At 69.0% G+C, this 26,782-nt stretch carries 31 protein-coding genes; 12 read left to right on the forward strand and 19 right to left on the reverse strand.

The genetic code is table 11. From position 1 onward, the window contains the following. Window positions 1-7: 7 nt before the first annotated feature. The 4 genes from ACAM42_RS11565 to ACAM42_RS11580 are packed head-to-tail and all read right to left on the reverse strand — an operon-like array spanning window position 8 to window position 4,412. A complete protein-coding gene (locus ACAM42_RS11565; protein WP_369632084.1) occupies window positions 8-1,135 on the reverse strand; it encodes an App1 family protein in 1,128 nt (375 codons plus the stop codon). Next, on the reverse strand, window positions 1,132-1,635 hold the full coding sequence (locus ACAM42_RS11570) for a dihydrofolate reductase (RefSeq protein WP_369632085.1): 504 nt from the start codon (window positions 1,633-1,635) through the stop codon (window positions 1,132-1,134). Before ACAM42_RS11570 ends, ACAM42_RS11565 begins: the two co-directional genes overlap by 4 nt. 25 nt (window positions 1,636-1,660) lie before the next feature. Further along, window positions 1,661-3,526, reverse strand: a complete 1,866-nt coding sequence (locus tag ACAM42_RS11575) for a M48 family metalloprotease (RefSeq protein ID WP_369632086.1) — start codon at window positions 3,524-3,526, stop codon at window positions 1,661-1,663. A 46-nt stretch (window positions 3,527-3,572) separates the two neighbouring features. After that, entirely contained in the window at window positions 3,573-4,412 is an 840-nt protein-coding gene (locus ACAM42_RS11580; protein ID WP_070059729.1) for a thymidylate synthase, read from the reverse strand. Between the two features lie 36 nt (window positions 4,413-4,448). Here ACAM42_RS11580 and nthA point away from each other — a divergent pair, with 36 nt between their 5' ends. The 3 genes from nthA to ACAM42_RS11595 are packed head-to-tail and all read left to right on the forward strand — an operon-like array spanning window position 4,449 to window position 6,123. Next, window positions 4,449-5,087 (forward strand): nitrile hydratase subunit alpha, encoded by a 639-nt coding sequence (nthA, locus tag ACAM42_RS11585; RefSeq protein WP_369632087.1) that lies wholly within the window; start codon window positions 4,449-4,451, stop codon window positions 5,085-5,087. Beyond that, window positions 5,084-5,749 carry a nitrile hydratase subunit beta gene (gene nthB, locus ACAM42_RS11590; RefSeq protein ID WP_369632088.1) on the forward strand — a complete coding sequence of 222 codons (666 nt, stop codon included), beginning with the start codon at window positions 5,084-5,086 and terminating at the stop codon, window positions 5,747-5,749. Before nthA ends, nthB begins: the two co-directional genes overlap by 4 nt. Beyond that, the gene (locus tag ACAM42_RS11595; protein ID WP_369632089.1) at window positions 5,746-6,123 is read left to right on the forward strand and encodes a nitrile hydratase accessory protein; all 378 of its coding nucleotides are present in this window, start codon (window positions 5,746-5,748) and stop codon (window positions 6,121-6,123) included. The genes nthB and ACAM42_RS11595 overlap by 4 nt, the downstream gene beginning before the upstream one ends. Here the strand turns inward: ACAM42_RS11595 and ACAM42_RS11600 are convergent. Further along, on the reverse strand, window positions 6,120-7,547 hold the full coding sequence (locus ACAM42_RS11600; RefSeq protein ID WP_369632090.1) for an FAD-binding oxidoreductase: 1,428 nt from the start codon (window positions 7,545-7,547) through the stop codon (window positions 6,120-6,122). The two genes, ACAM42_RS11595 and ACAM42_RS11600, sit on opposite strands and share 4 nt — an antisense overlap. Next, window positions 7,544-7,963: a DUF2069 domain-containing protein gene (locus ACAM42_RS11605; protein ID WP_369632091.1), complete on the reverse strand. Its 420-nt coding sequence runs from the start codon at window positions 7,961-7,963 to the stop codon at window positions 7,544-7,546. The genes ACAM42_RS11600 and ACAM42_RS11605 overlap by 4 nt, the downstream gene beginning before the upstream one ends. A gap of 109 nt (window positions 7,964-8,072) precedes the next feature. On the opposite strand from ACAM42_RS11605, the gene ACAM42_RS11610 reads away from it, so the two are divergent. Beyond that, a complete protein-coding gene (locus tag ACAM42_RS11610; protein WP_139705771.1) occupies window positions 8,073-9,284 on the forward strand; it encodes a YihY family inner membrane protein in 1,212 nt (403 codons plus the stop codon). Window positions 9,285-9,306: 22 nt separating this feature from the next. Here the strand turns inward: ACAM42_RS11610 and ACAM42_RS11615 are convergent, their stop codons facing one another. Further along, window positions 9,307-9,657 (reverse strand): Mpo1-like protein, encoded by a 351-nt coding sequence (locus ACAM42_RS11615; protein ID WP_369632092.1) that lies wholly within the window; start codon window positions 9,655-9,657, stop codon window positions 9,307-9,309. A gap of 98 nt (window positions 9,658-9,755) precedes the next feature. Between ACAM42_RS11615 and ACAM42_RS11620 the strand changes: the two genes are divergently transcribed. Together ACAM42_RS11620 and ACAM42_RS11625 are read left to right on the forward strand one after the other, a co-directional pair. Beyond that, entirely contained in the window at window positions 9,756-10,139 is a 384-nt protein-coding gene (locus ACAM42_RS11620) for a thioredoxin family protein (RefSeq protein ID WP_139705773.1), read from the forward strand. Window positions 10,140-10,160: 21 nt separating this feature from the next. Then, a complete protein-coding gene (locus ACAM42_RS11625) occupies window positions 10,161-10,826 on the forward strand; it encodes an NAD-dependent epimerase/dehydratase family protein (protein WP_369632093.1) in 666 nt (221 codons plus the stop codon). Between the two features lie 24 nt (window positions 10,827-10,850). On the opposite strand, the gene ACAM42_RS11630 is transcribed toward ACAM42_RS11625, so the two are convergent. After that, entirely contained in the window at window positions 10,851-11,657 is an 807-nt protein-coding gene (locus tag ACAM42_RS11630; RefSeq protein ID WP_369632094.1) for an alpha/beta fold hydrolase, read from the reverse strand. Window position 11,658: 1 nt separating this feature from the next. Next, window positions 11,659-12,969 (reverse strand): O-acetylhomoserine aminocarboxypropyltransferase, encoded by a 1,311-nt coding sequence (locus ACAM42_RS11635; protein ID WP_369632095.1) that lies wholly within the window; start codon window positions 12,967-12,969, stop codon window positions 11,659-11,661. Window positions 12,970-13,117: 148 nt separating this feature from the next. On the opposite strand from ACAM42_RS11635, the gene ACAM42_RS11640 reads away from it, so the two are divergent. Continuing rightward, window positions 13,118-13,576, forward strand: a complete 459-nt coding sequence (locus ACAM42_RS11640) for a CBS domain-containing protein (protein ID WP_062476634.1) — start codon at window positions 13,118-13,120, stop codon at window positions 13,574-13,576. A gap of 31 nt (window positions 13,577-13,607) precedes the next feature. Here ACAM42_RS11640 and ACAM42_RS11645 read toward each other — a convergent pair whose 3' ends face one another. Both ACAM42_RS11645 and ACAM42_RS11650 read right to left on the reverse strand, forming a co-directional pair. Further along, entirely contained in the window at window positions 13,608-14,588 is a 981-nt protein-coding gene (locus ACAM42_RS11645) for a Bug family tripartite tricarboxylate transporter substrate binding protein (protein WP_369632096.1), read from the reverse strand. An 8-nt stretch (window positions 14,589-14,596) separates the two neighbouring features. Further along, window positions 14,597-15,709 carry an adenosine deaminase gene (locus ACAM42_RS11650; protein WP_369632097.1) on the reverse strand — a complete coding sequence of 371 codons (1,113 nt, stop codon included), beginning with the start codon at window positions 15,707-15,709 and terminating at the stop codon, window positions 14,597-14,599. An 85-nt stretch (window positions 15,710-15,794) separates the two neighbouring features. Here ACAM42_RS11650 and ACAM42_RS11655 point away from each other — a divergent pair, with 85 nt between their 5' ends. Further along, window positions 15,795-16,697, forward strand: a complete 903-nt coding sequence (locus tag ACAM42_RS11655) for a LysR family transcriptional regulator (RefSeq protein WP_369632098.1) — start codon at window positions 15,795-15,797, stop codon at window positions 16,695-16,697. Here the strand turns inward: ACAM42_RS11655 and ACAM42_RS11660 are convergent, their stop codons facing one another. The 3 genes from ACAM42_RS11660 to ACAM42_RS11670 all read right to left on the reverse strand — a co-directional run bounded on the left by ACAM42_RS11660 (window position 16,698) and on the right by ACAM42_RS11670 (window position 19,023). After that, on the reverse strand, window positions 16,698-17,396 hold the full coding sequence (locus ACAM42_RS11660; protein WP_369632099.1) for an N-acetyltransferase: 699 nt from the start codon (window positions 17,394-17,396) through the stop codon (window positions 16,698-16,700). 201 nt (window positions 17,397-17,597) lie between these two features. After that, window positions 17,598-17,723: a hypothetical protein gene (locus tag ACAM42_RS11665; RefSeq protein ID WP_301179195.1), complete on the reverse strand. Its 126-nt coding sequence runs from the start codon at window positions 17,721-17,723 to the stop codon at window positions 17,598-17,600. Between the two features lie 79 nt (window positions 17,724-17,802). Further along, on the reverse strand, window positions 17,803-19,023 hold the full coding sequence (locus ACAM42_RS11670) for a polyhydroxyalkanoate depolymerase (protein ID WP_369632100.1): 1,221 nt from the start codon (window positions 19,021-19,023) through the stop codon (window positions 17,803-17,805). A gap of 80 nt (window positions 19,024-19,103) precedes the next feature. Here ACAM42_RS11670 and ACAM42_RS11675 point away from each other — a divergent pair, with 80 nt between their 5' ends. Continuing rightward, complete coding sequence (locus ACAM42_RS11675) at window positions 19,104-19,760, forward strand: glutathione S-transferase (protein ID WP_369632101.1); 657 nt, start codon at window positions 19,104-19,106, stop codon at window positions 19,758-19,760. A 7-nt stretch (window positions 19,761-19,767) separates the two neighbouring features. On the opposite strand, the gene ACAM42_RS11680 is transcribed toward ACAM42_RS11675, so the two are convergent. Next, window positions 19,768-20,595, reverse strand: coding sequence for a helix-turn-helix domain-containing protein (locus ACAM42_RS11680; RefSeq protein ID WP_369632102.1), 828 nt, complete (start codon window positions 20,593-20,595; stop codon window positions 19,768-19,770). A 133-nt stretch (window positions 20,596-20,728) separates the two neighbouring features. Between ACAM42_RS11680 and ACAM42_RS11685 the strand changes: the two genes are divergently transcribed. From ACAM42_RS11685 to ACAM42_RS11695, 3 genes are all read left to right on the forward strand, one after another. Continuing rightward, a complete protein-coding gene (locus ACAM42_RS11685; protein WP_369632758.1) occupies window positions 20,729-21,694 on the forward strand; it encodes a Bug family tripartite tricarboxylate transporter substrate binding protein in 966 nt (321 codons plus the stop codon). Window positions 21,695-21,719: 25 nt separating this feature from the next. After that, the gene (locus ACAM42_RS11690; RefSeq protein ID WP_369632103.1) at window positions 21,720-23,054 is read left to right on the forward strand and encodes a Rieske 2Fe-2S domain-containing protein; all 1,335 of its coding nucleotides are present in this window, start codon (window positions 21,720-21,722) and stop codon (window positions 23,052-23,054) included. Between the two features lie 83 nt (window positions 23,055-23,137). After that, the gene (locus ACAM42_RS11695) at window positions 23,138-23,770 is read left to right on the forward strand and encodes a phosphoribosyltransferase (RefSeq protein WP_369632104.1); all 633 of its coding nucleotides are present in this window, start codon (window positions 23,138-23,140) and stop codon (window positions 23,768-23,770) included. On the opposite strand, the gene ACAM42_RS11700 is transcribed toward ACAM42_RS11695, so the two are convergent. From ACAM42_RS11700 to ACAM42_RS11715, 4 genes are read right to left on the reverse strand one after another with little or no spacing between them, the layout of a single operon-like run. After that, the gene (locus ACAM42_RS11700; RefSeq protein WP_095744544.1) at window positions 23,767-24,114 is read right to left on the reverse strand and encodes a DOPA 4,5-dioxygenase family protein; all 348 of its coding nucleotides are present in this window, start codon (window positions 24,112-24,114) and stop codon (window positions 23,767-23,769) included. The two genes, ACAM42_RS11695 and ACAM42_RS11700, sit on opposite strands and share 4 nt — an antisense overlap. A gap of 5 nt (window positions 24,115-24,119) precedes the next feature. Further along, complete coding sequence (locus tag ACAM42_RS11705) at window positions 24,120-24,737, reverse strand: DUF4166 domain-containing protein (RefSeq protein WP_369632105.1); 618 nt, start codon at window positions 24,735-24,737, stop codon at window positions 24,120-24,122. Beyond that, window positions 24,734-25,774, reverse strand: coding sequence for an SRPBCC domain-containing protein (locus ACAM42_RS11710; protein WP_369632106.1), 1,041 nt, complete (start codon window positions 25,772-25,774; stop codon window positions 24,734-24,736). Before ACAM42_RS11710 ends, ACAM42_RS11705 begins: the two co-directional genes overlap by 4 nt. A 30-nt stretch (window positions 25,775-25,804) precedes the next feature. Next, window positions 25,805-26,746 (reverse strand): cyclopropane-fatty-acyl-phospholipid synthase family protein, encoded by a 942-nt coding sequence (locus tag ACAM42_RS11715; RefSeq protein WP_369632107.1) that lies wholly within the window; start codon window positions 26,744-26,746, stop codon window positions 25,805-25,807. Between the last annotated feature and the right edge of the window lie 36 nt (window positions 26,747-26,782).

Here is a 26,782-nt window from a genome sequence, read left to right on the forward strand (position 1 = left end):
ACCGCCGCTATCGATTGGCTGGTTGAATGGGCCAGGCGGTGGTGTCGGGCCGCAGCAGGTGCCAGACCACGGGCGCGATGCCTTCGAAGGTGGCGCGGTAGCGGTCGGACAGCCGGTTCTCGTCGGTCACGTCGCGGATCACGATGCCGTCGATGCGCTGCGGATGCGCGCGGAACACCTGCGCATAGATCTCGGGATCGGCCTCGCCCGAATCGCCCACGAGCAGGAAGCGGCGCTGCGGAAATTCGGCCAGCAGCCGCTCGATCACGCCGAGCTTGTGGGCGCGCGATTCTTCGCCGCTGGGGATCAGCGTGCGCCAGGTCGTGCTCTCGCGCAGGTGCATGCTGCCGGCGGGAAAGTCGGCGTCGCGAATGAAATCGGTGAGCGCGGGGTACAGCTGGATCGGGCTGCCCGAGAGGTAGTGAAAGCGCGTGCCGGGCGCCTGCGCCAGCGCGCGGTAGTGCGCTGCCATGCCCGGCGCGGCCTCGAAGCGGCGCGCGAAGGTGTTCAGCAGCATCTCGCGCCGGTCGCGCACCTGCGTGCGCTTGATGGTGTCGTCGATGTCCGAGATGACCGACACGCCTTGCGCCGGCACGATCTGCGCGCGGCCGCGAAAGCGCGGCAGCAGCTCGCCCGGGCCGGTCACGCCATGGAACGGCAGCCACTCCTGCGACGCCGGGATGTGCGCGGCCTCGATGACCGCGCGCAGATTGCTGCGGCCGTCGGCGCCCGTGGGCGGCATCGTGAGGCGCGTGGCCGAACCGTCGAAGACGACGTCGATCACCTTGTCTTCTTCCGACTCGGCATGGAACAGTGCGGTGCGTTGGCTGAAGCGCAGCCGCGCGGCCGGCGTGAGCTTCTTCAGGTTCATGCCGAGGTAGCGCGCGAGCGCGGCGTCCAGGCCCCAGCGGTGCTCGCGCTCGAACACCCAGGCATGCACGTCGACCTCGAGCCGGCCATCGGCCGTGGGGCGCGCGGTGCCGGGCATGAACAGCGCCTCTTCGTCCGACTCCAGCGGCCCGGCGGCCTGCAGGGCCTGCAGCGGCGCAAGGCCGGCGAGCAGGGCGGCACCGGCGAGCACGGTGCGACGCGACAGTTGTGGCGAGGTACCGGGCGCGCGGTGCTTGATCGTCATGCAGTGACGCGTTCGTAGGTCACGAAGCTGAAGGGCAGGCCGTCCTTGACTGAGATGTGCGACTCGCGCTGCGTCTCGCGCCACACGGCGGCGTCGAGCACGGGGGCGTGCGCGTCGCCTTCGTAGTCGCGTGCGATCTCGGTGACTACCGCGCGCTGGGCCAGCGGCTCGGCCTCGGCGTAGATCTGTGCGCCGCCGATCACCCAGGCATCGGGCAGGTTCAGCGCGTCGCACAGCGCGATCGCCTCCTGCACGCTGCCCACACGCTGTGCGCCATCGGCGGCCCAGTCGGCCTGCCGCGTGATCACGATGTTCTGGCGGCCCGGCAGCGGACGAAAGCGCGGCGGCAGTGAGTCCCAGGTCTTGCGGCCCATGATCACCGGCGCGCCCAGCGTCTGCTGCTTGAAGTGCGCCATGTCCTCCGGCAGGTGCCAGGGAATGGTGTTGTTCGCGCCGATCACGCCATTGGCGGCGCGCGCGAAGATCAGGTGGATGTTCATGGCAGGTACGGCAGTTTCGTCGGAATCAGAGCGAATCGATCTTGATCAGGCCCACGTTGATCGGTACGGTCGGCGTGCGGATCTCGCAGCCGGGGACTTGTGCGAAGCGCTCCAGGAGGCGTGGACTCATGACTTCCGTGTCGAAGAACACGCGCACGCGCGCCAGTTCATTGTGAGGGAAAAGAGTCCCGAGGTAGGACGCGTACCGTTCGATGAGCACGTCTTCGTTGGCTTCTTCGACGGTCAGTTTTGCATGGCGCACGCGCACGACCAGGATGTTCACGGTGAACACCAACTCCGCCTCGTTTGCGATGTCGGTACGGACTGCCCAGCAGCCATCGATGGCGTCGTCTTCGTCGATCGCTTGGGAGAGCAGTTGCGCTGCCCAGAGCGGCAGCGGGCTCAGGGGCTCCTTCAGCAGATGGCGCCAGAGTTTCTCCCGGATCTTGTCCAGCTTTTCCGCGGCGAGGTCCAGTCGCTTGGTGAATTCGCGAATCTCGGCTTCGGTGCCATGCGCATGCAGATGCCCGAGGATCTCACCGTAGCCCGCCACGGCCAGGCGCTTGTCCAGACGGATGGCGCTGCGCACCTGCTCGATGCCCTCGGTGCGGGCGCGCTGGAGCAGCGCGCGGCCCAGCCCGTATTGCGTCAGCGCATCGGATGGGTGCGCTTGGGCGTGGCGCTCCAGACTCGCCAGGCTTTCGTCCGTTGCATTGATCGCATCGTCCGCGAGCAGACGCTCGAGCGCGTGGCCATCGCCGCCAGGCGCGCCCGTAGGCCATTGTTGTGCCTGCAGGGCCGCCAGCTTCAGATGCTGAAGCCGCCAGGTGGGCGCCGTCTTTTCGTGCCAGCGTGCGTTGGCGGCTGCCAGTTCGGTGGCCCAGTTGGCGCCGAACAGAAGTTCGCCGGCACAGACGGGTTCGGTCCAGTGGGGGATGGCGACCGATTGGCCGAGTGCCTGAGCGCGGTCGTCGAGCGCGGGATGGCTGTCGTTGCGCCGGGGCGGGCGGCGGCGCGCATCGGCGAGGGCTGCTTCCAGTTGAGCGGCGCCCGTGTCACGCACGAATTCCCGGACGACGTTCCAGAAGGTTCGTGGCGCATCGATCGATGTGGCCTGCAGCTCGCCCAATCGGGTACGCAGGTCCGATCGCATCAAGCTGCCGGTGATTTCGAGCTTGGTCAACGCTCGCGCGAGATCGGCACCGCTCGTGGCCTGGGCCGCGAGCGCATCGGCTTCGAACTCGCAGGCGCGCGACCAGCTCGCGGACATCCGGATGAAGCGCGGCAGGAAGGCCGACGCGATCCAGCGACGCAGCCGATCGATGCCCCCGTCGCGTGCGGGATTGCTGTCGAGATAGATGTCCCACTTGGCGCGCACGTTGTAGATCCAGTGCCCGAGCCGGCCATGGCGGCGCGAGAAGTGACCGAGCTCGTGCGCGACCACCGCCAGCAGTTCCCGATCGGACAGCAGCTTGAGCAGCGGCACGCCGAGCATCAGGGTGCGCCGGCCACCGGCCAGGGCCAGGAAGCCGCCGGACTGGTAGGCGGCGGCATTGGGTTCGTCGATCAGCACGACGTGGTCGATCGACGGTGCGTCGAGCTGCTGCCGGAGATCGTCGAGCGCGCGGAAGAAGGTGGGCGCCTTGTCCCGGGGCAGCGGCGTACCGGTGATCGAGACCGTCGGCTGGACGATCCACCAGGTCATGAGCGTGAAGGCAGCGCCGGTGGCGGTGGCTACCACGGGGCCGAGAAAGACGCCCTGCAGGATGATCAAGGGAAGCCAGCCCAGCATCGAGGCGCCGACGAAAGTCAGCTCGGCCAGCACGGCGAGCGTTGCCAGCGTCGCACGCTGGCTGAAAGGGTGGGGCTGAGCCTGGGCTGCCACCGTCACCGCGCGTCGCTCAGGCAGGGCGAGGCAGCCGCACGGCGCATCGGCATCACACCGCCACCGGCGCCTTGATCGGATCGCCGTGCTTGTAGTCCAGCACTTCGAAGTCTTCGTACTGGTAGTCGAAGATCGAGTCGGGCTTGCGCTTGATGTTCAGCGTGGGGTAGGGGAAGGGCGTGCGGCTGAGCTGCAGCTTCACCTGCTCGGCGTGGTTGCTGTAGATGTGGCAGTCGCCGCCGGTCCAGATGAAATCGCCCACGTCGAGGTCGCACTGCTGCGCCACCATGTGCGTGAGCAGCGCGTAGCTCGCGATGTTGAAGGGCACGCCCAGGAAGATGTCGGCGCTGCGCTGGTAGAGCTGGCAGCTGAGCTTGCCGCGCTCGCCCTCGGCCTGCGGCGGTGCCACGTAGAACTGGAAGAAGGCATGGCAAGGCATGAGCGCCATCTTCGACAGCTCGGCCACGTTCCAGGCGCTCACGATGATGCGGCGCGAATCGGGGTTGGTCTTCAGCGTCTTGATGACGTCGGAAATCTGGTCGATGTGGCCGCCGTCGGGCGTGGGCCAGCTGCGCCACTGCACGCCGTACACCGGGCCCAGGTCGCCGTCTTCGCGCGCCCATTCGTCCCAGATGGTGACGCCGCGTTCCTTGAGCCAGTTGTTGTTGCTGGAGCCGGTCAGGAACCACAGCAGTTCCTGGATGATGGACTTGAGGTGCACCTTCTTCGTGGTCACCAGCGGAAAGCCCTCGTTCAGGTCGAAACGCATCTGGTGGCCGAACACGCTCTTGGTGCCCGTGCCCGTGCGGTCGCTCTTGAACACGCCGTGCGTGTCGACGTGGCGCATGAAATCTTCGTACTGGGAGCGGACGGGGCGGGCAGGGAGGGTCATGTTGGGAATTTTACGGGGCGGCGCTAGCATCGGCCGATGACCGGCCATGACCATTCCCACGACCATTCCCACGACCACAGCGAACTCGGCGAGATGGACCTGCGCGTGCGCGCCCTCGAAAGCGTGCTCACGCAAAAAGGCTACATCGACCCCGCCGCGCTCGATGCGCTGATCGACACCTACCAGACCCGCATCGGCCCGCGCAACGGCGCACGGGTGGTGGCGCGGGCCTGGGTCGACCGCAAGTTCCATGAATGGCTGATGGCCGATGCCACGGCGGCCATCGCCTCGCTGGGCTACACAGGCCGCCAGGGCGAACACATGGTCGCGGTGGCCAACACCGACGACCAGCACCACATGGTCGTCTGCACCCTGTGCAGCTGCTACCCCTGGCCCGTGCTCGGCCTGCCGCCCACCTGGTACAAGAGCGCGCCCTACCGCTCGCGCGCCGTGAAAGACCCGCGCGGCGTGCTGGCCGACTTCGGCACCACCTTGCCCGAGACCACGCGCATCCGCGTCTGGGATTCGACTGCCGAAGTGCGCTACCTCGTGATCCCGCAGCGCCCGGCGGGCACCGAGGACTGGAGCGAGGACGAACTCGCCGCGCTGGTCTCGCGCGATTCGATGATCGGCACGCGCGTGGTCGAGGCACCGTCGGCAAGGAGCACGACATGACCTACACGACCCACGCCGACCTCGGCGGACAACCCGGCTTCGGCCCCGTCACGCCCGAACCCGAAGGCGAGCTGTTCCATGGCGCCTGGGAGCCGCGCGCGCTGGCGCTCACGCTGGCCATGGGCGCCACCGGCTCCTGGAACATCGACACCAGCCGCGCTGCGCGCGAGACGCTGCCCGATTACCGCGACCTGAGCTACTACCAGATCTGGCTCGGCGCGCTGGAGCAGCTGATGCTGCAGCGCGGCCAGGTCTTCGCGGACGAGATCGCGTCCGGGCAGATGCACCATCCGGCCGCGCCGGTCGCCCGCGTGCTGCAGGCCGCGAACGTGCCCGCCGTGCTCGCCAAGGGCTCGGCCACCGAGCGCCCCGCATCGGCGCCCGCGCGCTTTGCGGTCGGGCAGGCCGTGCGCATGCACCTCGGACGCGTCGACCACCACACGCGCCTGCCGGGCTATGTGCAGGGCAAGCGCGGCACGATCGAGCACATCCACGGCGCGCATGTGTTCGCCGATGCGAATGCGCAGGGCCTGGGCGAGCAGCCGCAATGGCTCTACACCGTGGTCTTCGACGAAGCCGAGCTGTGGGGCGACGCCGCGCCGCGCCAGAACCTCGCGGTATCGGTCGATGCGTGGGAAAGCTACCTGGAGCCCGCGGCATGAAGGCGAACGACATGCCACCGCTCGCACTCGCCCCGGGCATGCCGCGCGACGCCGACGGGCCGGTGTTCAGGGAACCGTGGGAGGCGCAGGCCTTTGCGATGACGCTCGCGCTGCACGAGCGCGGGCTGTTCAGCTGGGTCGAGTGGGCCGAGGCGCTGGCCACCCAGATCAGCGCCGCGCAAGCCGCGGGCGACCCGGACACGGGCGACACCTACTACCGCCACTGGCTCGCCGCGCTCGAAAACCTCGTGGCGCGCAAGGGTGCGAGTTCCGGCGACGAGCTGGCCCGCTACCGCCACGCCTGGGACCACGCGGCGGAGCGCACGCCGCATGGGCAGCCGATCGCGCTGCGCGGCGAAGACTTTCCAGGCTAGACGCGGATCACGCGCCCCGGGTTCAGGATGTTCTTCGGATCGAGCCCGCGCTTGATCGCCCGCATCATCTCCAGCGCCACCGGCGACTTGTGCTTCTCGAGCTTGTCGACCTTGAGCGAGCCCACGCCATGCTCGGCCGAGAACGAGCCGCCGAACTGCTCGACCGCGTCGTAGACCAGCGTGTTGATGCGCTCTTCCTCGTTCTTCAAAAACGCCTTGGTGTCGATGTTCTCTGGCGCCTGCACGTTGTAGTGCAGGTTGCCGTCGCCCAGATGGCCGAAGTTCACCAGCCGCACGCCGGCGATCTCGCGTTTCAGCAGCGCGTCGGTCGCTTCCACGAAGGCCGGGATGCGCGACACGGGGATCGAGATGTCGTGCTTGATGTTCAGCCCTTCCTCGGCCTGCGCGAGCGGAATGCTCTCGCGGATGTGCCAGAGCTGGTGCGCCTGCGTGAGGTTCTCGGCCACCACCGCGTCGGTGACGCAGCCGTCTTCGAAGGCGGTTTCGAGCAGCGCCTCGAAGCGCGCGCGGGCGTGGTCCTCGGACTCGCTGTCGGAGTTCTCGAGCAGCACGCAGTAGGGCACGGCCTCGTCATGGATGAAGGGCACGCGCAGTTGCGGCATGTGCTTGTCGACCAGGCTCAGCGCGAACTTGCCCATCACCTCGAAGCCCGTGAGGCCCGAGCCCAGGTGCTTGTGCGCCAGGCCCAGCAGCGTGACCGCGTGGTCGAGCGAAGGCACGGCCGCCCAGGCCGTGAGCTGCGCGGCGGGCAGCGGGTACAGCTTCATGGTCGCGGCGGTGATGACGCCCAGCGTGCCTTCGCTGCCGACGATCAGGTCGCGCAGGTCGTAGCCCGTGTTGTCCTTGCGCAGACCGCTCGTGCCTTCCCAGATCTCGCCCTGCGGCGTGACCACTTCCAGGCCCAGGCACAGGTCGCGTGTGTTGCCGTAGCGCACGACCTGCGTGCCGCCCGCGTTGGTCGCCAGGTTGCCGCCGATGGTGCAGCTGCCCTCGGCCGCGAGGCTCAGCGGGAACAGGTAGCCGGCCTTCTCGGCGGTCTCCTGCAGCGTCTGCAGGATGCAGCCGGCCTCGACGGTCATCGTGAGGTTGGCGGCGTCGATGTTGCGGATGGCGTTCAGGCGCTGCAGGCTCAGCACCACCTGCGTGCCGCTGTCGTCGGGAATGGAGCCGACCGCCAGGCCGGTGTTGCCGCCCTGCGGAATGACGGCCGTGCCGGCTGCGGCGCAGGCCTTGACCACGTCGGCCACCTGCTGTGCATTGGCCGGGCGCACCACGGCGAGCGACTTGCCGCGCGCGCGCTTGCGCCAGTCCTGCTCGTAGGCCGCGAGGTCGCCCTCGGTCAGCACGTGCGTGGCGCCGACGATGGCGCGCAGTTGGTCGAGGAGGGAAGAAGAGGTGGTCATTGGGCGGAAGCCTCCAGGGGACGGGCAGCAGCAGCGGCGGCCTTGGCGTGGCGCAGGCGAAGGCGCACATGCCACGCGCAGGCCGCGAAGAGCACGAGGCACAGCAGCACCTCGACGAGCGCGAGGATTTGTCCCACGCCGTTGGTGTCGCTCCAGGCGCGCACCACGCCCTCGGTGAAGTAGAGCCAGATCATCAGGCTGACCCAGCGGTAGGTGTACATGCGGTTCTTGTAGAGCCCCGCGAGCGGAATGACCAGCGGCAGCACCTTGAGCGCCAGCAGCGAGCCGCCCGGGCGCAGCGGCGCCAGCCACAGCTCCCAAGCCAGGCCCAGCACGATCAGGCCGACGAGGCTGCCCACGGCGGCCCATCGGGTGGCGCGGACGGAAGAGGGAGGAAGCGGCTGGTTGGCATTCATGAGCGGGATACCGCGAAACCGGCTTTGCCGGGCCGCTGGTATCGCCCCCGGTGAGGGGGTTGGCGCAGCGACACGAAGTGCGCGGAGACTGGGGGAGTGTTCAACTCCTATGATACCGGCCATGAATCGTCGGCAGCTTTGGAGGGATCTTTCGCGCTTTCCTTGGCGCAACACCGCAGCGGTATTGGGCGAGCGTTTCCGCGAAGACCGCCTCGGCCTCACGGCCAGCAGCCTGACCTTCACCACCACCATCGCCATGGTGCCGTTCTTCACGGTGGCGCTCGCGCTCTTCACCGTGTTCCCGATGTTCGCCACCATGCAGGGCCGCCTGCAGCGCTGGCTGATCGAGAGCCTGATTCCCGACAACATCGCGCGCCAGGTGCTGGGCTACCTGAACCAGTTCGCGAGCAAGGCCAGCGGGCTGGGCATCGCGGGCCTGGTGGTGCTGCTGATCACCGCCATCGCGCTGATCCTCACCATCGACAAGACGCTCAACAACATCTGGCGCGTGCGCACGCCGCGGCCGTTGGCGCAGCGGGTGCTGATCTACTGGGCCACCATCACGCTCGGGCCGCTGATCCTCGCGGTGAGCCTGTCGACCACCTCGTACGTGTTCGCCGCTTCGCGCGACGTGGTGGGTGGAGGCATCGTCAAGCTGGCCTTCGACACCCTGGAATTCCTGTTGCTCGCGGCCGGCATGGCCGGGCTGTACCACTACGTGCCGAACACCACGGTGCGCTGGTCGCACGCCTGGGCCGGCGGCCTCTTCGTGGCGGCCGCCATCGAGATCGCCAAGCGCGTGTTGGGCTACTACCTGAGCCTGGTGCCGACCTACTCGGTGCTGTACGGCGCCTTCGCCACCTTCCCGATCCTGCTGGTGTGGATCTACGTGGCCTGGGTGATCGTGCTGCTGGGCGCCGTCATCGCGGCCTACCTGCCGAGCCTGCTGACGGGCGTGGCGCGCCGGGGTGGGGCGGCGGGCTGGCCGATGCAGCTCGCGATGGAAGTGCTGCAGCACCTGGCGCGCGCGCAGGCCACGCCGGCCAAGGGCATGGGCGCGAGCGAACTGCTGACGCGCATGCGCGTCGACGGGCTGCAATTGGCGCCGGTGCTCGACACGCTGGTGCGGCTCGACTGGATCGCGCCGCTGGCCGAGGAGCCCGCCAACCAGGACCCGCGCTACGTGCTGCTGGCCGACCCGTCGACACCCATCGAGCCGCTGCTGCGCGAGCTGCTGATGCCGCGCGCCGAGCCGCTCGAAGACCTGTGGCAGAAGGGCCCGCTGCGTACGCTGCGGCTGGGCGACGTGCTATTGATCTAGGAGCATCCTGGCGCTCGGGCCGTCAGATCTTGACGCGGCCGGCCCAGATGTCCCGGTACATCCTCCAGTCGCCCATGAAGGAGTACAGCGGGCGCTTGAACGAGGCGGGCTTGTTCTTCTCGAAGCCGAAGTGCCCGACCCAGGCGAAGCCGTAGCCCGCCACCAGCCCGGCCAGCAGCCACCACGGATTGAGCGTGACCACCAGCGCCACGAGGCACAGCAGCGAGATCGTCGAGCCCGCGAAGTGCAGCCGCCGGCAGGTGATGTTGGCGTGCTCGGTCAGATAGAAGGGATAGAACTCGGCAAAGCTGGTGAAGCGGCGCGGATCGACCGCGGCCGGCGTGTCCGGTGCGGCAGGGGTGGAGGTGTTCATCGTGGGTCTCCTGCGCCCCGCAGGGGCTTTGTTGATAATAGCCACGACCCCGCGGCCGCACCACCCGGGTTCGCCATCCCACCTTCGCCGTATCCACCTTGAGCGCTGTTCCCGTCGTCCCCGTCGATTCTTCCGCCGATGCCAACGCGCTGTGGGTCGTCTGCCTGTGCGCCGAATGGTGCGGCACCTGCCGCGACTACCGGCCGCTGCTGGTCGAGCTGGCAAAGGCGCACCCGCAGTTCCGCTTCGCCTGGGTCGACATCGAGGACCACGCCGAGATCGCCGACGCCTTCGACGTCGAGACCTTCCCGACCCTGCTGGTGGCGGGTGCCGACGGCACGCGCTTTCTCGGTCCGCTGCTGCCGCACATCGAAACGCTGTCGCGCCTGCTCGGCGCGCTGCAGCCGCCGCAGCCTTCCAGCCTCGACGTCGACTTGCTGCTGGCCGTGCTCGAGAAAAAGCCCGCGGCCTTCGCGGTCTGACCGCTTCGGAGCTTCCTTCCCATGAACATCCTGATCTTTGGCGCCACCGGCATGGTGGGGCAGGGCGTGCTGCGCGAGTGCCTGCTGGCGCCCGACGTGGAACGCGTGGTGGCCGTGGGACGCAGCGCCACCGGGCAGCAGCATCCCAAGCTGCAGGACCTGGTCCACACCGACATGTTCGACTACCGCGCCATCGAGTCGCAGCTGACGGGCTTCGATGCCTGCTTCTTCTGCCTGGGCGTGTCTTCGGTCGGCATGAAGGAGCCCGAGTACAAGCGCATCACCTACGACCTGACGATCGCAGCCGCCACCGTGCTGGCGCGGCTCAACCCGGGCATGACCTTCACCTACGTGACGGGCGCCGGCACCGACAGCAGCGAGCGCGGCGAACGCATGTGGGCGCGCGTGAAGGGCGCGACCGAGAACGCGCTGATGCGCCTGCCGTTTCGCGCGTCCTACATGTTCCGGCCCGGGATGATCCAGCCGCTGCACGGCGTGCGCTCGAAGACGCCGCTGTACGACGCCGCGATCGTGGTGCTCAAGCCCGTGCTCGGGCTGGCCCACCGCTGGTGGCCCGACCGCGTGACCACCACCGAGAAGGTGGGCCGCGCGATGCTCGCGGTGGCGCGCCGGGGTGCACGCAAGGTGCTGCTCGATCCGGCGGACATCAACGCGCTGGGCAGCTAAGCGACCCAGCGTTCGTCGCAGCTTTTAGCCCGCGACGAAGTCGCGCAGCGCGAACAGCACCTCGTCCGGCGCCTCGCTCATCAGCGCGTGGCCGGCATGCACCGTCACCACCTTGGCGTTGCGCGCCTTGCTCACCAGTGCCTTGGTGGCGCGCGGCGGCGTCATCTGGTCGGCGTCGCCCAGGAGGAACAGCACGGGGCACTGCACCTTCTCCATCGCCGCTTCGCCGTTCGCGTAGTCGTTGCAGGCCCTGAAGCCGATGTGGAACACGTTGGCCTCGCGGTTGCTCGCGAGCACGCGGCGCATCAGCGCGCGCGAGCTGCCGTACAGCCACGTGCCCGGGCCGAGCGACGAAGGCGGCGGCGCCAGCAGCGAGTGCGAGAAGGTGTTGACCATCGCGATGGCGCGCTGCGGATCGCTCACCGAGCTTTCGAGCAGCGCGGGTGACACCACCATCGGGTAGGCCGTGCCGACCATCGCCAGCTGCGTGATGCGCTCGGGCGCGCGTGCCGCGGCTTCGAGCGCGATCAGCGAGCCGAAGCTGTGGCCGACCAGTGCGGCCTTCTGCACACCCGCCGCGTCGAGCAGCGCGATGACGAACTGCGCCGCCTCTTCCACGCTGGCCGGCGGCGCGCCGGCGCTCTTGCAGTGGCCCGGCAGGTCGACCGCCAGCACGTTCCAGCCGTGGTTGGCGAACCAGCGGCTTTGCAGGATCCACACGCTGTGGTCGTTGAGCACGCCGTGGATGAACACCACCGTGGGCTTGGCCGCATCGAAGGGCTTGCCGGCGGTGTAGCAGTAGGTGTCGTGGCCGTTGACGGTGTAGTTCATCTCAGGCACCCGCCTTTTCCGCGGCCTTCAGCGCGCGCTTGAGGTCGTCGATCAGGTCGGCCGGGTCTTCCAGGCCGATCGACAGGCGAATGGTGCCCTGCGAGATGCCCGCGCCCGCCAGTGCCTCGTCGGTCATGCGGAAGTGCGTGGTGCTGGCCGGGTGGATCACCAGGCTGCGGCAGTCGCCCACGTTGGCCAGGTGGCTGAACAGCTTGAGCGCCTCGATGAAGGCCTTGCCCTGCGTGCGGCTGCCCTTGATGTCGAAGCTGAACACCGCGCCGGCACCGCGCGCGCCGTGGCGCAGCAGCTTCTGCGCGAGTGCATGGCTGGGGTGCGACTCGATCAGCGGGTGGCCCACACGGGACACGAACGGGTGCGTGGCCAGGAACTCGACCACCTTCTGCGTGTTGTCGATGTGGCGCTCCATGCGCAGCGGCAGCGTCTCGATGCCCTGCAGGATCAGCCACGCCGTGTGCGGGCTCATCGAGGCGCCGAAGTCGCGCAGGCCTTCGCGGCGCGCGCGCAGCAGGAAGGCGCCGACGGTGCTTTCCTCGCTGAACACCATGTTGTGGAAGCCGTCGTAGGCCTGTGTGAGCTCGGCGAACTTGCCCGACTTCTCCCAGTCGAAGCTGCCGCCGTCGACCACCACGCCGCCGATGACGGTGCCGTGGCCCGACAGGAACTTGGTGGCCGAGTGGTAGACCAGGTCGGCGCCCCAGTCGAAGGGCTTGATGAGGTAGGGCGAGGTGAGCGTGGAGTCGACCAGCAGCGGCACGCCGGCTTCGTGGGCGATGTCGCTCACGGCGGGAATGTCGAGCACGTCCAGGCCCGGGTTGCCCACGGTCTCGCCGAAGAAGAGCTTGGTCTCGGGGCGTACCGCAGCGCGCCAGCCATCGAGGTCGCCGGGCTTCACGAAAGTGGTCTCGATGCCGAAGCGGCGCATCGTGTAGTGCAGCAGGTTCTGCGAGCCGCCGTACAGCGCCGTGCTGGCCACGATGTGCGAGCCCGCGCCCATCAGCGTGGCGATCGACAGGTGCAGCGCCGCCTGGCCGCTGGCCGTGGCGATGGCGCCGATGCCGCCTTCGAGCGCCGACACGCGCTGCTCCAGCACCGCGTTGGTCGGGTTGCTGATGCGCGAGTAGACGTGGCCGGCGCGTTCCAGGTTGAACAGCGCGGCTGCGTGGTCGCTGGATTCGAAGACGAAGGAGGTCGTCAGGTGGATGGGAACGGCCCGCGCGCCGGTGGTGGGGTCGGGGGCGGCGCCGGCGTGCAGCGCGAGGGTGTCGAAACCGGGGTCGGAATAACCGGGCATGAAGGCCTTTCTGTTGTCTCTTCGCAATGCCCCGTGACGCCGGCAATGCTTGCACAGGCGACAGGGGCGTTCGGGTCGGCGTCGATTGTGGGCTATATTCAAATCGGCACGACGCCGAGAACGACGAATCCCCGAGAGGAGCACCACCATGAAAGTCAGCGACATTCTTCGCGTCAAGGGCAACACGCTCTTCACCACCACGCCCGACGACCCGCTGGCGGAAGCCGCCAAGACCATGGCGGACAAGGACATCGGTTCGCTGGTGGTCATGGAGCACGGCGACCTGGTCGGCATGCTCACCTTCCGTGAAGTGATCGTGGCCGTCGTCAACAACGGCGGCCAGGTCGGGACCACGCTGGTGCGCAAGGCCATGGACGACGCGCCGGTCACCTGCACGCTCGAAACCGACCTCGACGAAATCCGCCGCATCATGCTGGAGCGCCACGCGCGCTACATGCCCGTGATGGACAAGCGCATGCTCATGGGCGTGATCAGCTTCTACGACGTGGCCAAGGCCGTGGTCGACGCGCAGAACTTCGAGAACAAGATGCTCAAGGCCTACATCCGCGACTGGCCGGAAGACGAGAGCAACGAAAAGGCCGGCTGAGCCTTTTCAGCCAGCCATGGCCGACTGACCGCTACTCTTTGATGTTGGCGGTCTGCACGATCTTCTGGTTGCGTGCGTATTCGGCCTGCACGAACTTCCCGAACGCCTCCGGCGTTCCGCTGCCCGGCAATGCGCCTTGCTCCGCCAGCTTGGCGCGCACGCCTTCTTCCTGCAGCACCGCATTCAGTTCCTGGTTGAGCCGCGCCACCACGGCCGGCGGCGTCTTCGCGGGCGCGAAGATGCCGGTCCAGCTCACCATGTCGTAGCCCTTGAGGCCGGGCATCTCGTTGAAGGTGGGCACCTGCGCGAGCGCCGGCAGGCGCTGGCTGCCGGTGATGCCCAGGGCCTTCAGGCGCTTGCCGTTCACGTGCGGGATGGCGCTGGTGCTCACCAGCATCGCGAGGTCGACCTGGTCGCCGATCACGTCGGTGGCGATCTGCGCACCGCCGCGGTAGGGCACGTGGGTCACGAAGATGCCGCTGTGTTCCTTGAGCAGTTCCATCGCCAGCTGCAGCACGGTGCCCACGCCCGAGGTGGCGTAGTTGTAGTGGCCGGGCTGGGCCTTGGCGAGCTTCACGAAGTCGGCGTAGCTGCGCACGTCCAGGCCGGGGCGCGCCACCAGCACCATCGGCGCGGTGTTGAGCAGGCCGACGGGCGCCAGGTCCTTGAGCGGATCGAAGCGGAAGGCCGAGGGGTTGACCAGCCGCCCGATGGCGATGGCGCTGTCGGGGCCGACCACCAGCGTGTAGCCGTCGGGCGCCGCGCTCACGGCCTTGGCCACGCCGATGGCGCCGCCCGCGCCGCTCACGTTCTCGATCACCACCGACTGCTTGAGCCGTTCGCCCAGGCGCTGCGCCACGAGGCGGGCGTTGACATCCACGCTGCCGCCGGCCGTGTAGGGAACGATCAGCGTGAGGGGCTTGGCAGCGGGCCACGCGGGCTGCGCGAGGGCACCGGTGGGCAGGGCGGCGCAGAGTGCGGCGGCAAGGATCAGGCGGCGGTTCGTGGTCATGGCGGGGTTCATCCGGGGAAGGGAGTGGCGGAAGGCGCGGGTTCGCAGGGCAGGCGGGCGCGCAGCGCGTCGAAAGCGGCGCTCCATTCGGCGCGCCACTGGCGGCGCTGCGTGTCGTCGATCCAGGCGCCGTCCAGGCCGTTGTGCATGAAGCCGCGCAGGTCGTCCAGGCCGAAGCCGAAGTCGTGCACCATCATCAGCCAGGCGCCCGTGGGCGTGACCTGGTGCAGCGTCGGGTCGTCGGTGTTCGGGTGGATGCGCAGGCCCAGGCCGGGCATGCGGCGGATGGGGTGATCGAGGGCCCAGCGCTCGGGCGGCAACGTGCGCAGGTAGTACGAGTTGGTCGGCACGACAGTGAAGATCACGCCGCGGTCGGCGCACTGGCGCGCGAAGTCGGGCTGGTCGACCACCGTGTAGCCGTGGTCGATGCGGTCGACCTGCAACAGCTCGACCGCGGTGCGCACGTTGGTCCAGGGCATGCCGAACTCGCCGGCGTGCGCGGTGGTCTTGAGGCCGGCCTTGTTCGCATCGGCGTACGCACGGGCGAACAGCTCGGGCGGCCGGTCGTTCTCGCGGTAGTCGATGCCGATGCCGATCACTTCGTCGCAGCGGTGGGCCTTGACCCACTCGACCATCTCCACGGCCGCTTCGGCGCTGGCCTCGCGGTCGATGGCGGCGATGAGCCGCCCGGTGATGCCGAACGCCTGCTGCGCATCGTGGATCGCGCGGACGATGGCGCCCTGCGCCAGCGGGTAGGCAATGCCCGAGCCGTGCACCGTGCCGGTCGGGTTCCAGAAGAACTCGGCATAGCGCACCTGGTGCGAAGCCGCGTCCTGCAGGTATTCGAGGGTGAGCTGGTACAGGTCGTCGGCGCTGCGCACCAGCTGGGCGTCGAGCGCGCGCAGCACGCGCAGCACGCCCACGGGCTTTTCGCCGCGCGTGTAGAAGCCGTCGATCTCCGCGTCGGCCAGCGGCGCACCGGCGCGCCGGTTGAGCTGGCGGAAGGTGTCGTGGCGCACGGTGCCGAAGAGATGGCAGTGCAGCTCCACCTTGGGAATGGCGCGCAGCATCGCTTCGAGCGTGAAAGGAGCGGCGGAGGGCGCAGGCGCGGCAAGGGTCATGCGGCGCAGTCTAGGCAGTGCATGCTCATAAGGAAAATTTTGAATTTCTATAATTTGATTCATTGAATCGATAACCAGGACGCCCATGGCCGCCTTGCCCCTGCGTGCGCTCACGCTGCGCCAGCTGCAGTGTTTCTCGGTGCTGGTCGAGGAAGGGCACTTCGGCCGCGCGGCGCGCCGCCTCGCCATTACGCAGCCCGCGCTGAGCAACGCGATCAAGCAGATGGAAAAGCTGCTCGGCGCCGAGCTGCTGACCCGCTCCACTCACCGGCTCGAACTTACGCCGGTCGGCGCCGAGGTGCTGGCGCGCACCGATTTCCTGGTCCACACCTTCGAGGTGGCGCTGCGCGACATCGAGAGCACGGTGCAGCGCGGCCGGGCCTACGTGCGCGTGGGCGTGATCCCCTCGGCCAGCGCGCGCGTCGCGGCGGCGGCGGCCGGCTTCCTGCAGCAGCGCGGCGAGGTGGAGCTGGCCTGGCGCGACGCGCCCTCCACGGTGCTGCTGGCCGAGCTGCGCAGCGGCCAGCTCGACATGGCCGTGGCCGCGATCACCGAGCCACCCGGCGGACTGACGTGCATCGACCTGTTCCGCGACCCGCTGGTGCTGGTGGTGCGCAGCGACCACGCGTTGGCGGCGGCCGGCGAGGCGCGCTGGGAGGCCATCGGCAGCGAGCGCCTCGTGCTGTTCGAAAGCGGCAGCATGCCGGCGCTGGGCGACCCGGCGCGCGCGCAGTTCGCGCAGGGCGCGCAGCCGTACCGCGTGAGCTATTCCGAAACGCTCTATGCATTGGTGCGCAGCGGGCAGGCGTTGGGGCTGATGCCGCAGCTGTACACCTCGTCGCTGCGCGACCCCGAACTGGCCGTGGTGCCGCTGTCGGCGCCGCGCATCGAGCGGCGCGTGGTGCTGGCCTACCTGCCAGGGCCGATGCGCAACGTGGCGGCGCAGGAGCTCATCGGGTTTTTGCGCGAGCGGTTGCCGCAGGCCTAGCTAGGCAGTCTCCAGCATCGCCATGCGCGTTTCGCTACTGAAACGCTCCAGCGTCCAGCCTTCGCCGAGCATGAACATGCGCGTGTGCAGCTGCGACAGCGTGTCGCCGTCCACTTCGTCGCCGAGGTAGCTCAGCCGCTTCTCGCGCAGGTCGACGAAGCCCGTCGTGTAGTCGCGCCCCAGGCGCAGCCACAGCGCGTGCGCGCCCGGCGACTGCCGCGCGCCGCTCATCAGGCACATGCCGCTGCCCAGTGCCCAGCGGTACACGGCCGTGGCCAGCCCGCGCCGCTGGTAGGCGGGGTCGTACTGCGAATGCGGCGCGCGGATGTGGCGGTCGGCGCGGCGGTCGAGTTCGATGAGGCGGTTGAACACGGTGTAGCCCACCAGCCGCTGGTGGCGCACGTCCTCGATGTACACGTAGGTCTCGCCGTCGGCCTCGCGAAAGCGCGCGCGCAGGTCGGGGTCGTCCAGGTGCAGCGCGGGCAGGTCCTGCACGCGCTCGCCCATGGCGCGCATGCGCTCGTACACGGGCGTCAGCGGCTCGCTCGGGCGGCCCTTCTTCGGATCGACGTCGATGCGCAGCTCGGCCGGCCGCAGCAGGCGGCGGCGCAGCGCGTCGAACGACAGCCAGGCGGGCCAGGGCGGCAGGGCAGGCGAAGGCGAAAAAGAGACGGAAGGGGAGCAGGCAAGAGCCACCACGGGGAAATCCTCACGACGAAACACGACGGCGAAGCGGGCGAGGTCCTTCCGCGCGGCACGGGGCCGGAGGCGGGAAGAAGGTCGGACGCTGGGGGAAGTGGTGCGTCGCCCGGGCGGATCAAAGCCAGGGCGCGCGACCGCGCGGGGCGGGTGCCCGACGGTCGATGTGCGCTGAAGAGAAAAGGAGGCTGACCGCCGGGCTCAGGGATGTGCGAGGGTCTGCTGCGACCTCGCCGTCATCGCCGCGGGTGCGCGCACGCGCGCATCGCCCGGGGCCGCAGAGGCCGCCGCGCGATCGAAACCGGGGATGAAAACCATGACGTTCATAGGGTCGATTGTAGGAAGCCGGGGGTGTTCGGGCAACCAAAGCCCCCGCGGTCTCTGCCAGATTGAACGCGGGTTGCGCTCAGTGCAGTTCGTCGGCCGCGTGGATCGTCTCGCGCACGCGCGGGTAGATCTGCGTGTTCCATTTGCTGCCGCTGAACACGCCGTAGTGCCCCACGCCGGCCTGCAGGTGATGCGTCTTGAGGTACGGGCGGATGCCGCTGCACAGGTCTTGCGCGGCCACGGTCTGGCCGACCGCGCAGATGTCGTCGCGCTCGCCTTCCACCGTGAGCAGCGCGGTGCGCCGGATGGCCGCGGGGTTCACCGTGCGCCCGGCTACGGTGAGCACGCCGCGCGGCAGGTCGTAGGTCTGGAACACGCGCTCGACGGTCTCCAGGTAGAACTCGGCCGGCAGGTCGTTCACCGCCAGGTACTCGTCGTAGAAGTCGGCGATGGTGCGGGCCTTGTCGAGTTCGCCTTCGACCAGCAGGCGCTCCATGTCCTCGAACTGCTTCTTGTGGCGCTCGGGGTTCATGCTCATGAAGGCCGTGAGCTGCAGGAAGCCGGGGTACACGCGCCGCATCGCGCCCGCATGCGGCCACGGCACGTGGCTGATGAGGTTGCGACGGAACCAGTCGATGGGCCGGTCGGTCGCGAGCTTGTTCACGGCGGTCGGGTTGATGCGGCAATCGACCGGCCCCGCCATCAGCGTGAGGCTGCGCGGCGTGGCCGGGTGGTCGTCTTCCGCCATGAGCGCGGTCGCGGCCAGCGCGGCCACGCAGGGCTGGCACACGGCCACCATGTGCGCGCCCGGGCCCACGGCCTCGACGAAGCGCATCAGCTGCAGCGTGTAGTCGTCCAGCCCGAAGCGGCCCTGCCACAGCGGCACGTCGCGCGCGTTGTGCCAGTCGGTCAGGTACACGTCGTGGTCGCGCAGCAGCGTACGCACGGTTTCGCGCAGCAGTGTGGCGAAATGGCCCGACAGTGGTGCGACCAGCAGCACGCGCGGATGCACCGCTTCGGTGTGCGCCTTGCGAAAGTGCAACAGCGTCCCGAAAGGCGAGACCAGCGCGACCTCTTCGTGCACGGGCACGTCGGCGCCGTCGACCACCACGCTGTCGATGCCGTAGGCCGGCCGCGTGTGGGTGAGCCGCATGCGCGAGAAGACCTCGCAGCGCGCGGCCATGCGCCGCAGCGCGGTGCGCTCGGTGCCGTCCTGCCAGAGGGCGCGGCCCAGGTACTGCGCGGTGAGCCGCCATGGCGAGAGCAGGTCGGCCTGGTTCTGGTAAGCGCGGTACAGCATGCCCCAGCTGCAGGCAAGTTGCGGGCCAACCGTGTGGCACGGCGCTTGCACACACCCCGCATCGTCCAAGGAGTGTCGCGATGGCCAAACCCGTTCTCACGATCAGCAGCAAGAACTACGGCGCTTGGGCGCTGCGCGGCTGGCTGATGTGCAGGCTCGCGGGGCTGGACTTCAGCGAGAAGGTCATTCCGCCCGACGATCCGGCCATGAAGGCCGAGATGCTGCTGCTGTCGTCGTCGATGCTGGTGCCCTCGCTGCAGCATGGCGGCATCAAGGTGTGGGACACGCTGGCCATCGGCGAGTACCTCAACGAGATCAAGCCCAAGGCCGGCCTGCTGCCCGCCGACGCCGCGGCGCGTGCGCACTGCCGCGCCATCTGCGGCGAGATGCACTCGGGCTTTGCCTCGATGCGCGGCGCGCTGCCGATGAACATCAAGGCCCGCTTCAAGAACTTCAAGGTGTGGTCGCGCGCGCAGGGCGACATCGACCGCATCGTCGCCATCTGGCGCGAGTGCCTCAAGGCCTACGGCGGCCCCTTCCTGTTCGGCAAGCAGCTCGGCATGGCCGACGCGATGTACGCGCCCGTGGTCACGCGCTTCCTGAGCTACGACGTGGCGCTGGACAGCGTGTGCGCCGCGTACTGCAAGCGCGTGATGGAGCTGCCCGCCATGAAGGAATGGGTGGCCGCCGCGCTGCAGGAGCCCGACGAGATCGACGAGCTCGACGCGGAGTTCTGAGGCTGCTTCAGGGGCTTGTGGGCGGTAGGCCGAGCCCGTCCTGCCGCAGCCGGCGTTCGATGCTTTGCGCGGCCTGCTGCAGGTCGCCCAGGTGCGCCGACACGATCTCGCGCTCGCTCTTCACCGATGGCAGCCACGCGCAGCTGAGGCAACCCACCACCTGCTCGCCCAGCCGCACCGGCACCGACACCGCGCCGAAGCGGTCGGGCGAATCGAGGCTGGTGGACGTGGGGTCGCGCGCCGCGTAGCCCTGGTCGCGCGCATGCGCCACCATGCGGCGGATGCTGTCGGGGCGTCGCGCGCCGCGGTCGAAATCGTTCGGTGAACGCGCCAGTGCGGCAACGATTTCTCGCCGCTCGTCCTCGGGGCAGAACGCGAGGTAGCAGCGCCCGAGCGAGGACAGCAGCATCGGCGGGCGAAAGCCCAGCGCGCGGTAGTTCACCGCGAGGCCATTGCGCGGCCGGTCGGTGTCGAGGATCAGCATGGCCGTGCCGTCGCGCACGCCCAGGTCGATGGGCCACGGCACCAGCCGCTGCAGCGTGGCGCGCGGCGACGCCGCCAGGGCCGTGAGCCGCGTGCGCCACGCCGCCGCAGCGCCCGACTGGCCGGCGGCCGAGGTGGGCACATAGCGTTTTTCCAACTCGTTTCGCTCTACCCAGCCGGCCTGCTGCAGCGTCTTCAGGATGCGCAGCAGCGTGGCCTTCGACAGGCCGGTCTGCCGGTGCAGCTCCTGCAGCGTGACGGCCGACGAACGCTGGATGGCCAGCATCACATCGAGCCCACGGCGCAGGGCGTCGATCGACTTCACGCTGTGCGCGCCGCTGGTGTCCGACATGTCGCCTCCGAAGAAAAAAGGTTCACTCAGTGAAACTATATCTTCTGGCCGCGCGACGCCGTTCCTACAGTCCGACGACACCCCCACGTCGTCCCACCGAGAAGGAAAACGCAAGATGTTCCACCAACGAAACATGGTCCGTGCCGCTGCAGGAGCCATTCTTTTGCTGTGCACCGCGACAGCGGCGCTGGCGCAATCGTGGCCTGCGAAGCCGATCACCCTGGTCGTCGCCTACCCGGCCGGCGGCGACACCGACGCCATCGCGCGCACCTACGCCGAGAAGCTCGCGCAGCGCCTGGGCCAGCCGGTGCTGGTCGACAACCGCCCCGGCGCGAGCGGCATGATCGGCAACGCCTGGGTCGCGAAGGCGCCGGCCGACGGCTACACGCTGCTCTTCACGCCCAGCACCTTCCCCATCGCGCAGCACGTGCTCAAGGCCGGCCCCGGCGTGGCGCACGACGTGGTGAAAGACTTCACCTCCATCGTCAAGACCGGCAACATCCCGGTGCTGATGGTCACCGCGCCCACGAGCGGCATCCAGACCGTGGCGCAGCTGGTGGCCGGCGCCAAGGCCGGCAAGGCCTTCACCTACGGCACGCCGGGCGCGGGCTCGCCGATGCACATCGCGGGCGAGCTCTTCAACAAGGACGCCGGCGTGGCCATTGCACACGCGCCGTACCGCGGCGTGGCGCCGGTGGTCAACGACACGCTGGGCGGCCACGTGAGCGTGGGCTGGATCACGCCCGGCGCGGTGGCGGGCCACATCGCCGCCGGCAAGCTGGTGCCGCTGGCCGTGGCCGAGCGCCAGCGCACGAAGCTCATGCCCAACGTGCCCACCTTCCTGGAGCTGGGCTACCGCGACATGGACGTGAGCGCCTGGATGGGCCTGCTCGGCCCGAAGGCGATGCCGGCCGAGGTCGTGCAGACGCTCAACCGCCACGTCAACGAGATCCTGAAGATGCCCGACGTGCAGGCCCGCATGGCCGCGCTGGGCATCGAGCCCGTGGGCGGCGAGCCGGCCGTGCTGGCCCGCCAGATCGCCGACGACGACCAGCGCTTCGGCAAGCTGGTGCGCGAGTTCGGCATCCGCGCCGACTGACCCCCGACACCGAAGGAGATGATGCATGTTGAGCGAAGAAAAGAACCGCCTGCTGACCGAAGTGGGTCCGGGCAAGCCCATGGGCGACTACCTGCGCCGCTACTGGCACCCGATCGCCGGCGCCAGCGAGTTCGACGACAAGGCCGTGAAGCCGCTGCGCATCCTCGGCGAGGACCTCGTGCTCTACAAGGACCTGAGCGGCAACTACGGCCTCGTCGATCGGCGCTGTCCGCACCGCAACGCCGACATGTCGTACGGCTACGTCGAGAAGTGCGGCCTGCGCTGCAGCTACCACGGCTGGCAGTACGACACCAGCGGCCAGTGCATCCACCAGCCGTTTGAAGAAACGCTGGACCCCGACGCGCGCATGCGCAAGAACACGAAGATCAAGGCCTACCCCGTGCAGGAAAAGGCCGGCCTGCTGTGGGCCTACATGGGCCCGCAGCCCGCGCCGCTGCTGCCCGACTGGGAACTCTTCAACTGCAAGAACGGTTTCGCGCAGGCCGTGTTCGCCGAGATTCCCTGCAACTGGTTCCAGTGCCAGGAGAACTCCATCGACCCCGTGCACTTCGAGTGGACGCACAACAACTGGACCACGCGCCTGCAGGGCGACGAGGGCCCCTACGTGCCCACGCACCTGAAGCTCGCCTTCGAGGAGTTCGAGCACGGTTTCGTCTACAAGCGCCTGCGCGGCGGCGAGCGCGAAGACAACGTGATGTGGACCACGGGCCGCGTCACGCTGTGGCCCAACGGCTTCTTCCTCGGCCACCACTTCGAATGGCGCGTGCCCATCGACGATCACCACACGCTGAGCGTGCTGTGGGTGCTCAGCCGCGTGCCGACCGAGCAGGAGCCTTATGTGCAGGAACGCATTCCCTCGTGGTACGGCCCCATCAAGGACCCGGCCACGGGCCGCTGGATCACCAGCCACGTCGCCAACCAGGACTTCGTGGTCTGGGTGGGGCAGGGCACCGTGACCGACCGCACGCGCGAGAAGCTGGGCCAGAGCGACAAGGGCATCGTGATGATGCGCCGGCGCTTCTTCGAAGAACTCGAGTCGATGCAGTCCGACCCGGCGCACGAGCCCAAGGGCCTGATCCGCGACCCCGGGAAGAACCGCGACGTGTTCCTGCCCTCGGCCTGCCGCGACGAGATGCTGCACGGCCTGCCGCGCGAGGAACTGGCCGCGCATCCGCTGCTGGGGCCGTACCTGAAGGACTTCTTCGGGCAGGCCGGGCAGCCCGACGATGTGCGCGCGGCGTATGAGCAGGCCATCGGGCAGAAGGTCGAAGGGGCGCAGTTCTTCAAGGTCCACGGCGGCACATCGGACACCGAGGTGGAAACGCAAGAGGCTGCGTAACGCACGCCGCGATCCGGGTCTTTGCGCCGGGGCTCGCCTCGACGCGAACAGCGTGTGAACATCCCATTTCGGGAGCACACGCCGTGAAGTTTCGTGATCGCGCACAGGCCGGCCGCCAGCTCGCTGCCTTGCTGCAGCGGCGCGGCGGTCTTGCGGACGCCGTGGTGCTGGCGCTGCCGCGCGGCGGCGTGCCGGTGGCCTTCGAGGTGGCCCGCGCGCTGCGGCTGCCACTCGACGTGCTGGTGGTGCGCAAGCTGGGCCTGCCCGAACAACCCGAGTACGCCTTCGGCGCGCTCGCGGGCGACGGCGTGCCCGAGATCGACGAACACCTGGTGCGCACGCTGGATCTGCGGCCGTCGGAGATCGATGCCGTGGTCCGTGCTGAACTCGCCGAGTTGGCGCGCCGCACGCAGGTCTATCGCGGTGATCGCCCGGCGTGCGAGGTGCAAGGCCGCACGGTGCTCGTGATCGACGACGGGCTTGCCACCGGCGCCACCATGCGCGCGGCCGTTCGCGGGCTGCGACGGCAGAGCGCCGGCAGCGTGATCGCCGCCGTGCCCGTGGCGTCGCCCGAGGCCTGCGAGGCCTTGCAGCGCGAAGCCGACGACGTGCTGTGCGTGCACTGCCCCACGGTGTTTCGCGCGGTCGGCGCCTGGTATGAAGACTTCTCGCAGACGACAGACGAGGAGGTCTGCGCGCTGCTGGCGCAGGCCTAGCGCCTGAACATCCGCAGGTCGAGCGCGCTCTCTTCGCCCAGCCACATCGCATGCGCCGTGTGGTCCGCGAAGTCGTCGCCGGTCACGCCGTGCACGAACACGTCGAGGCCGTTGCGATTCGCGTCGAGCCAGCCGATGACTTCGTCGAACTCGGCGGCGTCGAAGGCGAGCTGGCAGCTCCAGTGCGGGTGCGGGCCGACGAGGCGTTCGTGCACGCGGCCCACCACCACCATCAGCTCGCGGCCGGCGCGCTCGCTGAGTTCACGCGCCTGCGCCAGCGTGGCGGGGGCGAAGTAGATGTGGGCGTGGTACTGGGCGTAGAGGTTTTCGGGGCGGCGCGGCATGGGGCTCATTGTGAACCGAGGCGGAAGCGTCCGCTGTAGCGAAACACACCGCCGAACCAGCGGTGGCGCAGCAGCATCTTCATCGTGAAATGGTCGGGGTCGGACGGATCGGGTCGCTCCTCGACGTAGGCGGTGCCGAGCAAGAGGCCCAGCGGCAGCGGAATGCGCAGCCCCGCGAGGCGCCAGATGTAGCCCCGGTCGCGGAACACCAGCGCGCCGTCTTCCGCGCTCACCGCCAGGCGCATGCCGATGCCGAAGCGCACGTATTCGATCACCTCGCTGCCTTGCGCCGCGTCATGTTCCATGTGCGAACGGAAATGAAAAGGCGGCCTGCCCGGGAAATGGAAGACGCGGTCCCAGTAGAGGTGGGCGTTGCCGGGTTGGCAGCGGTAGTGCACCTCGATCGGCACCTGGGTACCCTGGTGCGGAACCAGCGCGCCGAACAGCCGGCCGAAGGGCATCAGCAGCGTGGCCCAGGGGGCGTGCCAGACCTCGCTCATGGTCCCGCGCACGCAGACGTAATCGTCGGAGAACGGCGCCATCGTGTAGTGCCGGCGGATGACGTCGCCGAGCTGGCTCCATGCGGGGCCAAGCGCCTGCTGGAAGACGGGCGGCGCGCTCATCCCGCCACCGCCCCAGTGGCTTCGCTGCGCGCCTTGTAGAAGCGCAGGATGTTCTCGGAAGCGTCGCCAAGCAGGAACTGCATGACCGGGTCCGCATACCAGTTGAAGCGCGTGCTCAGCCGCCACGACACCGCGACGCGCAGCTCGGTGCCACCGTCGCGCGGGGTCAGGGTGTAGGTGGCATCGCGCAGGTCGAAATACTGGCCGCCGATCATCACGTGGTCGTCGAGTGCGCCGGCGGGGAAGGAGTCGGGCGTGAAGCGAAAGCGCCACTTCAGCAGGCGATCGGGCTGCCACTCGGTGACGACCTCTTCGAAATGCACGTTCTTCTGCCATTGCACCTGGCGCACGCGGCCCTCGGGCGTGTCGACGGTCACGCCCGACACCGGCATCGGCACGCCGACGCGGTAGGCCCACGCGTCGCCGACTTCGCTGGGGCGGATGTCGCGCGCGGCGTTGAGCTCGTGCCACACGCGTTCGGCCGGCGCCGCGATGAAGAGGGTGCGCGAGGTGTTCGAGAACTGGTCGGGGTTGGGCCATTGCGGCTCGATGCCGCCGAGCAGCAGCGGCACCAGGGCGACGCTGTACAGCGCGGGCTTGGGCCAGTTGGTGATGCGGCACACGATGCCCATGGCCAGCCCGCCGACGCTGCCCATCACCGCGAACAGCGGCACGATGAAGGCGGCGCAGATGATGCCCTCGATGAAGACCATCAGCGTACCGCCGACGAATAGCGCGGTGGCCACCCACGGCGCCCACAGGTAGTAGCCCCAGCTGCGCCGCTCGATGCGCTCGGCCAGGTACACCGTGACCGCGCCGCACGCCGCGGGCGCGAAATAGACGAAGGAGCCCAGCATGGCCGAGAAGGGCTCGCCGGGGCCGCCGCTGAAGACGAGGCGCAGCACGAGCGCCAGCGCCGCGCCGGCGAACATGGGCCAGAACCAGCCGAAGGGCATGCCGCGCACGGGCTTTGGGGTCGGCACTTCTTCGTTGGGGGCAAGGTCAGCGAGCCTGCTTTCTTTGGGATCGGTGCGCATGGAAATCTCTTCTCCTCTTTTTGTGATGTCTCAGCTGGCGCTGCGCCGGGCCGTCACCATGGCGTAGTCGAAGTCGCGCCAGAACATGCCCAGCGCGAGCGCGCAGTAGCTGGCGACGATGTGCTTGCGGCGCCAGGGGCTGAGCCTGCCGCGCGCCTTCCACAGTTCGGCCAGCGTGAAGCGCGTGGCCAGCACGGGGATGTGCAGCGCGCTCGGTGCCACGCGCCAACGCAGCGAGGTGAACTCGATGTCCTCGAAGCCGTGCGCGCGCAGCGCGGCCGTGAAGTCGTCGCGCACCGCCAGTGTGGGCACGGCCCAGCTGTCGGCCCACAGGCGGTGCAGCCAGCCCGCGAGGCGGCCCGGCCGGCGGCGCAGCAGGAAGCCGTCGACCACCACCAGCCGCGCGCCGGGCTTGAGCAGCCGCGCGGCCTCGCGCACGAAGTCGGCCTTGGCGGTGCCCTCGGCGTAGCAGGCGCTTTCGAGCGCCCAGGCACCATCGGCCTGGGCGGCGGGCAGGCCGGTGCGGGTGTAGTCGGCCTCGACGTGCGCCACGCGGTCGGCCACGCCGGCGCGGGCGTCGAGCCGCGCGGCGATGCCGTTCTGCACCGGCACGTTGGTCACGGTGACCGCATGCAGCGCGGGGTCGTCGCCGACCAGCGTGCGCGAGGTGGCGCCGGCGCCGCAGCCCAGGTCGAGCACGCAGCGCGGTCCGGTGGTGGCCGTGTCGAGCCGCAGTGCGCGGCCGACGGTGCGGTTCATCTCGATCAGCATGCCCTCGCGCCGCAGCGGGTTCAGGCCCAGGCGCCAGAAGCCGAAGTGCATGTTGTAGCTGGGGCTCCAGGCGCGGTAGTCGTCGGCGACCTCGGTGAAATAGTCCTGCGTGTCCTCACGGCTCACGTGGCCTTCGACGGCAGGCGGCGCAGGCCGCGCGGTGCCGGGCAGGCGGAAGTCGGGCTGGAAGACGTCGGGCATCGAAAACTCCTTCAGGCGTGAGCGGGTGATGTGTGA

Origin of the sequence: Variovorax sp. V35, assembly GCF_041154465.1 — a bacterium.
GTDB classification, from domain to species: domain Bacteria; phylum Pseudomonadota; class Gammaproteobacteria; order Burkholderiales; family Burkholderiaceae_C; genus Variovorax; species Variovorax boronicumulans.